This is a genomic window from Thermophilibacter sp. (assembly GCF_966187215.1).
Map to the genome: position 1 here is coordinate 1 of NZ_CBIFYV010000115.1, position 6,419 is coordinate 6,419.

General features: G+C 65.8%; 6 protein-coding genes. All 6 read left to right on the forward strand.

What is annotated here, in order from left to right; translation table 11 throughout:
- The first annotated feature begins 191 nt into the window (after window positions 1-191).
- The 6 genes from ACWTSU_RS09065 (at window position 192) to ACWTSU_RS09090 (ending at window position 6,319) form a co-directional block, all read left to right on the forward strand.
- Window positions 192-995 carry an N-acetylmuramoyl-L-alanine amidase gene (locus tag ACWTSU_RS09065; protein WP_455139910.1) on the forward strand — a complete coding sequence of 268 codons (804 nt, stop codon included), beginning with the start codon at window positions 192-194 and terminating at the stop codon, window positions 993-995.
- A 19-nt stretch (window positions 996-1,014) separates the two neighbouring features.
- The gene (locus ACWTSU_RS09070) at window positions 1,015-1,965 is read left to right on the forward strand and encodes a YARHG domain-containing protein (protein ID WP_455139912.1); all 951 of its coding nucleotides are present in this window, start codon (window positions 1,015-1,017) and stop codon (window positions 1,963-1,965) included.
- A 44-nt stretch (window positions 1,966-2,009) separates the two neighbouring features.
- Entirely contained in the window at window positions 2,010-2,672 is a 663-nt protein-coding gene (locus ACWTSU_RS09075; RefSeq protein ID WP_455139914.1) for a hypothetical protein, read from the forward strand.
- Between the two features lie 276 nt (window positions 2,673-2,948).
- The gene (locus ACWTSU_RS09080; RefSeq protein ID WP_455139916.1) at window positions 2,949-3,557 is read left to right on the forward strand and encodes a recombinase family protein; all 609 of its coding nucleotides are present in this window, start codon (window positions 2,949-2,951) and stop codon (window positions 3,555-3,557) included.
- A 364-nt stretch (window positions 3,558-3,921) separates the two neighbouring features.
- Window positions 3,922-4,182, forward strand: coding sequence for a hypothetical protein (locus tag ACWTSU_RS09085; RefSeq protein WP_455139918.1), 261 nt, complete (start codon window positions 3,922-3,924; stop codon window positions 4,180-4,182).
- Between the two features lie 70 nt (window positions 4,183-4,252).
- Entirely contained in the window at window positions 4,253-6,319 is a 2,067-nt protein-coding gene (locus tag ACWTSU_RS09090; RefSeq protein ID WP_455139920.1) for a Spy0128 family protein, read from the forward strand.
- The last annotated feature ends 100 nt before the right edge of the window (window positions 6,320-6,419 follow it).

Sequence of the window (6,419 nt, forward strand, 5' to 3'; positions counted from 1 at the left end):
TCGACAGGAAGAGGAGGGCGGCGTAGGATACGGGGCGGGGCTGCGGGCCCCGGGGACGGCCCTACACCACTTTTCGTGACGCGACTACCTCAACCGTTGGCGCGCGGCTTCCGGACGGTCTTCTCGCCGATTCGCCGGCAGGCGCGGCGGTGCGGGCGCTATGCTCGTGTCACGCGACGAGAGGAGGCGGCATGCTCGGTCCCGGGCGCGGCGCTCGGTCTGTTCCCCGGCCCCGTGCGGGGCGCCGATCGGGCGTCGCCGTTCTTCTCGCCTCCGCGCTTGCACTGGGCGGGTGCGGCTGCTCTGGCGCGCCGGCGGGCGAGAGGGACGAGCCGGCCGAGGTGCCGGTCGCCGATGCCGGGCCGGAGCCCGTTTCCGTCGAGCTGCCCGAGCTCGAGGGCGACCTCGCGGCGCTCGGGCGCGCGGTCCTTCTCGCTCGGCTCGACCTCGTGGAGGACATGCGCCCGGAGTTCGACCACGGGCCCAAGGACGCCGGGCACCAGCGCTACATCGTGCTGCACGACACCGAGGGCGTCGGCAGCCCGGAGAGCGTGGTGTCGTGGTGGTCGTCGAGCGGCAACCTGGTGGCGGCGCACTTCGTGGTGGGGACCGACGGGCACATCGTCCAGTGCGTGCCGCTCGACCGGATCGCGCACCACGCGGGCTACGGCGACACGGGCCACAACGAGCTCTTTGGCATCACCGAGGACGGGCGCGACGACATGCTCGGGAGCGTGCCGATCGGCGCGAGCTTCGCGGACTACGGGATGAACGCGTGGTCGGTGGGCATCGAGCTCGTGCACGTGGGCGGCTCCGGCGACTACCCGGAGGCGCAGCTCGAGGCGCTTGACGGCCTCATCGCCTACATCGACGCGTATTATGGCTTTGAGAGCCAGATCACGGACCACAAGGCGTGGCGCAGCGGAAACTCGGACACGTCGGCCGAGTTCGCCGGCTACCTCGCCAACTACCAGGACCACCGCACGCACGACTGACGCGGGAGAGGGGACCACGATGTTCTGCACCAACTGCGGGGCGCAGCTGCCCGATGGGACGAGATTCTGCACGTCGTGCGGGGCGCGGCTGGAGGCCGCGGACGCGACGGTTCCGCTCGCGGACGCGCCGGCCCCGGCCGCGGACGGCGAGACCCGGGTCGCCGGCGGCGCCGAGCCCGAGGCGCCCAAGCGCTCGGGCAAGGGCCTGGTGATCGCCGCGGTGGTCACGTGCGTGCTCGCCGTGGCCGCGGTGGCGGCGCTCGTCGTGGTGGTGATCGACCCGTTTGGCCTGCACCTGCTCGGCGACGCGTCGGTCGTGCAGGAGGTGGAGGGAGACGAGCCCGAGATCAAGCCCGACGATTCCGATACCGACCCCGTGCCGCAGAGCCTCGCCGTTGCGACCGCTCCCAGCAAGACCGACTACCTCGTGGGCGAGAGCCTCGACCCCGCGGGGCTCTCGCTCACGGTCACGCTCGACGACGGGACCACCCAGACCGTGACCTACGCCTCCGACGCCGCCGCGGACTTCTCGTTTGACCCGAGCTCGTTTGACGCGGCGGGCAGCGTGGAGGTCACCGTCACCTACGAGGACCTCTCCGCGACGTTCGCCGTCACGGTGACGGAGCCCGAGCCGGAGCCCGAACCTGAGCCCGCGCCCGCGCCCACATCCGCGCCGACGTCCTCGGGCACCTACGTCCTGCCCGACAGCTCCACGCGCCTCTACAGCGCCGACGAGCTCTCCGGGCTCTCCAACTGGCAGCTCTACGTGGCTCGCAACGAGATCTACGCGCGTCACGGCCGCATGTTCCAGAGGCAGGACCTCCAGGACTACTTCAACGCCCAGTCCTGGTACACGCCGCTCTACTCGCCCGAGCAGTTCGACTCGATGGGGCTGCTGAGCAGCACGGAGCAGCAGAACGCCGCCACGATCCTCTCGGTCGAGAAGGCGCGCGGGTCCGAGTACGTCTAGGGGGCGCGGGGCGTCGTCGCGCCGCGGGCGGCCGGCGTGCTAGCATGGTCGCCATGCCGAGCTGGAACATACATACCGCGCACGTCGAGCGGCTCCTTCGCGAGGAGGGGGCCGACGCCCTCGGTGTGCGCGACGCCAACGCGTTCCTCTTCGGCAACCTCGTGCCTGACGTCTACGTGGGCTACATGGTGCCCCACACCACCGTTCGCATCGACTACAAGCTCACGCACCACGCGGTGCGCGAGCACATCCCGCTGCCGCGCCACCAGGAGTTCTGGGACTTCTACGTCGCCGGTCGCGACGAGGTGAGCGACGTGGTCCTCGGCGCGTGGGCGCACCTCGTGGCCGACCACGTCTACAACGCGCACACCCGTGCCTACCTGGCGCGCATCGGGATGGCGCCCGGCGAGGAGGCGCGCATCGGCAAGCAGTCCGACTTCGCGCTGTTCGGGCGGACGCTCGACATCTCCCTGGTGCCGCGCGTTGACGAGGCGCTTCTCGCCCAGTGCGCGAGCTTCCCGCCGTACTCGGTCCTCGAGTCCGACGTGCGCGCCGCCGTTGCCGTGGCGGAGGGGATCGTCGAGAAGAACCGCGCCGAGCACGTGACGGGCGAGCCCGACTACAGGCTGCTCACGGCTGGCTTCTTTGAGACGGCTCGGCGCGAGGCGCACGAGACGATCCTGGCGGGCCTGGCGTCGCGGGCGTAGCGGCTCGCCCGCGATTCCGCGCTCTCTCGTCGCGCGCCCCTCTCGTCCCAGGCGCCTCTCGCTTCGGGCATCCCCGCCCTTCTCGCCAGCTTTCCTTCCCGCCATCAAACAATCCGCAAAAAATGATTTCATAACCATATATTCGCACGATTGGGTTCCTGAAAAGTCAGATTTTGTGGGTTGTCAGGGGGCCAGTTCCAGACGCCGTGCCCTCGGGCGGCGAGAAGTGCCCGCCTCCGATACTTGCTTGCACGACAGCGGACGGAGGAGGTTTCCATGGAACAGGTGGCAGTGGGTAGGACGTTCGGATACGCGCGGGTCTCGTCGGCGGATCAGAACCTCGCGCGGCAGATCGACGCGCTGCTCGCCTTTGGGGTGGACCAACGGCTCATCTTCTCGGACAAGGCGAGCGGCAAGGACTTCTGCCGGCCGAGCTACCAGCGCCTGCTGCGGCGGATGCGCGCGGGAGACACGATGGTCGTCAAGAGCATCGACCGGCTCGGCCGCAGCTACGACGACATCATCGAGGAGTGGCGACGCATCACCAAGGAGCGGCGTGTTCACATCGTGGTGCTCGACATGCCGCTGCTGGACACGCGCGAGGAGCGCGGGGGCCTCACGGGGGAGTTCATCGCGGACGTGGTGCTGCAGCTGCTCAGCTACGTGGCCCAGGTGGAGCGCGACAACATCCGACAGCGCCAGGCCGAGGGCATCGCGGCGGCGCGGGCGCGCGGCGTGCGCTTCGGGCGGCCGGCGCTCGAGCAGCCGAGGGAGTTCGAGCAGGTCAGGCGCGCGTATCGGGCCCATGAGATAACGGGTGCGCAGGCGGCGATCGCCTGTCGCGTGTCTCGCTCGACGTTCATGCGCTGGATGAGCGAGACGTGAGGGCCGCGCGGACTTAGCGGGGATTCGGCCCGCCTGTCTCAAAAGGTAGACGTTTCCGTCAGGCGGGGAGGCGTGCCCTCCGCTCCGGGGAAGTCGCTGGATGGGACGACTTCCGACATTCGATAGATATTAAAACATACCCCCTCCAAAAAGTCTACGTTTTGAGACTTTGGGAGGGGGATCTTGATGCTCTGCCGCATGGTGACATCAGGGATGACAGCCCGTGTGTTCAGGGCATCTCTCTCAAGTTCGGCATGCCGATTCCCGCCCCTCTCATGTGGTGAGGGGGTGACTTTCTGTGTGCGCTACGACAGATAACGTGTCAGCTTGCGTTCAGCCTGCGGACCGTCCGAAGACGGCGGTCGTGCGTCGCCCGAGCAGTCGGCGCCTCACCAAGACCCAGCAGTCGCTGCTCCGCTACATCGCCGGGGAGACGGCGCTGCGCGGCGGGGTCGTCTGCTCCAAGCGGGAGCTCGCCGAGATGCTGGGTCGCAACGTCAAGACCATCGACCGCTGCCTCGCGTCGCTGCGACGTGAGGGCCTCGTCGAGGCGGAGATGCGCTTCGCCGAGAGCGGCGCTCAGGTTTCCAGCGAGTACCGGGCGACCCTCAGCTCCGTCACCTAGGCACCCCGCCCGCCGCGCGCTCGCGGGCGGGCTCTCCCATATGCAGAGAAGTCAGCGAGAAAGGACCGAGATGAGAAAGGGATTGAAGAGATTTGGAGGTGCCCTCAGACGTGTCGCGACCGTCGGCGTGACGGCCGCCCTCGCTCTGGGCATGGCCGTGACCGGCCCGGTCTCCGCCATCGCGGAGGAGGTTGCCGGTGGCACCGTCACGACCAAGGACGGGGTCACCCTCTCCAAGACCGCGACCTGGGACGACGAGGTCGCCGACCAGGCGAACGTCGAGCTCTCCATCGGCTCGACGGAGAGCAAAGACAAGGTCGCCGTCATGTTCGTGCTCGACAAGTCAACGAGTCAGGGCATGCGCGACGAGGCGGCCAAGATGCTCGACTATCTCAAGGGGAAGAGCAATACCGACATCATCTATAACGTTGTGATTTTCTCCGGTACCGCCACGTCTACGGGTTGGCAGAACATCGCAGATGACGCCACGCTCGACGCCACCAAGGCCAACTTCGTGAATGGTGACACGACCTCCGGCACCAATATGGATGCCGGTATCGAAGAGGCCATCAGCCAGATGAAGAGTCTCCCGGCTGATTACGCTGATGCTGAGTCGTATCTCGTGACCCTTTCTGACGGCATCACTTATGTGTGGACCGGTGACGATGGCCAGGTAAAGTGCGTGCCCGTCCAGGGTCTGCATGATGAGGACAAAGTCGAGAGCGCTGCCCAGAACCAAGTCGACACGTGGGATATGATGTATGACTACGGAGTGGGAATTGAACAAGTCTACGGCACCTTCGAGCAGTTTCTGTCTGCTGTCCCCGGCAAGATGAATACGACTGAATCCGATGGTCACGTACAGAACTACTATGGGGAAAATAGCAAGGCCAATCCGATTTCGACCTACATCTATGACGCAGAGAAGCAGGCTCTTGTTCAAAAGAAGTATGCATGCGGTCCCGAGTTCGCCATGTACGAGTCCGCGACTGGCTATGCGTCGCTTGTTCAGCAGTTCGACCATGCATATGCCTATGCCGTGCCTGAGTTAGATTCAAACGGCAACGACAATCTTTCAAACTGGAATGGTCCCTCGGGCTTCCCTTGGGGTCAAGAGCTTATGACCTACCTCGCTTCTCTGAGCGACAACGGTGCGGAAAACAGCTACTACAGCAACGCTGATGCCGACAAGCTCTTTGCTGGTATTCAGGATCAGATTCTCTACGAGATCGAGTCCGGTACCGTTACCGATGTCATCGGCAACGACTTCGATCTCGCGGGGCTCGACACCATCAAGATGAGCGTCGGCTCCACCGAGCTCAAGGGCACCGTTGACGAGGCTGCCGGCACCGTGACCTTCGGTGACAAGGGCGAGTACGTCGTCTCTTACACGAAGGCAGAGGATGGGACCGAGACCCTCACGTGGAAGATCGGCGCGCCCGTCGAGTCCGCGAACGGCGTCAAGCTCAGCTATGCCCTGAACCTGGCGAACAAGTCCACCGTGCCCGGAACGTACCCCGTTGACACCAACGAGAAGGCAACGCTCACCTATGAGAGCACGGGTGGTGACAGAGGTGAGGGCACGTTCCCAGTGCCTGAGCTGAGCTACACCGTCGACGCGCTCGACCCGGCTATTACCGGCGGCTTCGTCGCCAAGAAGGAGCTCGTGGACTCCGATGGCAACGAGCTCGACCTCAAGGACGGTCAGTTCAAGTTCCAGGTGAAGGACGCCGAGGGCAGCGTGATTGACGAGGCGACCAACGACGCCGAGGGCAACATCCGCTTCAAGAAGGACATGACCTTCAACGACGCCGGCGACTACACCTACACCATCTCCGAGGTCAACGACGGCCAGGAGGGCATCACGTACGACACCGATGACGTGACGGTTACCGTGCACGTGGCCGATACGGACGATGACGGCGACCTGGACGCCACGTGGTCCTACGCGGATGACGACATGACGTTCACCAACGTGAGCACGGCCAAGGCAACCGTCCCGTCGACCAGCACGAGCAACAACGGCAACCTGCCCAAGACGAGCGACCCGACGTCGCTGGTCGGTGCGGGCGTCGCACTCGTGGGCGGCCTCGGTGCCAGCGCGGCCGGTCTCGTCCTGAGGCGTCGCAACAAGTAGCGAGTCCTTCTCGCCAGCTTTGAACCATAGCGCAACAGAGTAGATGGGACCACCCAAGGAGGGACAACCCCAACCCCCACCCCACCCCCCACCCGCCCCC

Excerpts from the sequence above, each read along its gene's own strand:
- ACWTSU_RS09070 (WP_455139912.1), top strand. The coding sequence starts at position 1,015 with ATGTTCTGCACCAACTGCGGGGCGCAGCTGCCCGATGGGACGAGATTC.
- ACWTSU_RS09090 (WP_455139920.1), top strand. The coding sequence starts at position 4,253 with ATGAGAAAGGGATTGAAGAGATTTGGAGGTGCCCTCAGACGTGTCGCG.
- ACWTSU_RS09075 (WP_455139914.1), top strand. The coding sequence starts at position 2,010 with ATGGTCGCCATGCCGAGCTGGAACATACATACCGCGCACGTCGAGCGG.
- ACWTSU_RS09065 (WP_455139910.1), top strand. The coding sequence starts at position 192 with ATGCTCGGTCCCGGGCGCGGCGCTCGGTCTGTTCCCCGGCCCCGTGCG.
- ACWTSU_RS09080 (WP_455139916.1), top strand. The coding sequence starts at position 2,949 with ATGGAACAGGTGGCAGTGGGTAGGACGTTCGGATACGCGCGGGTCTCG.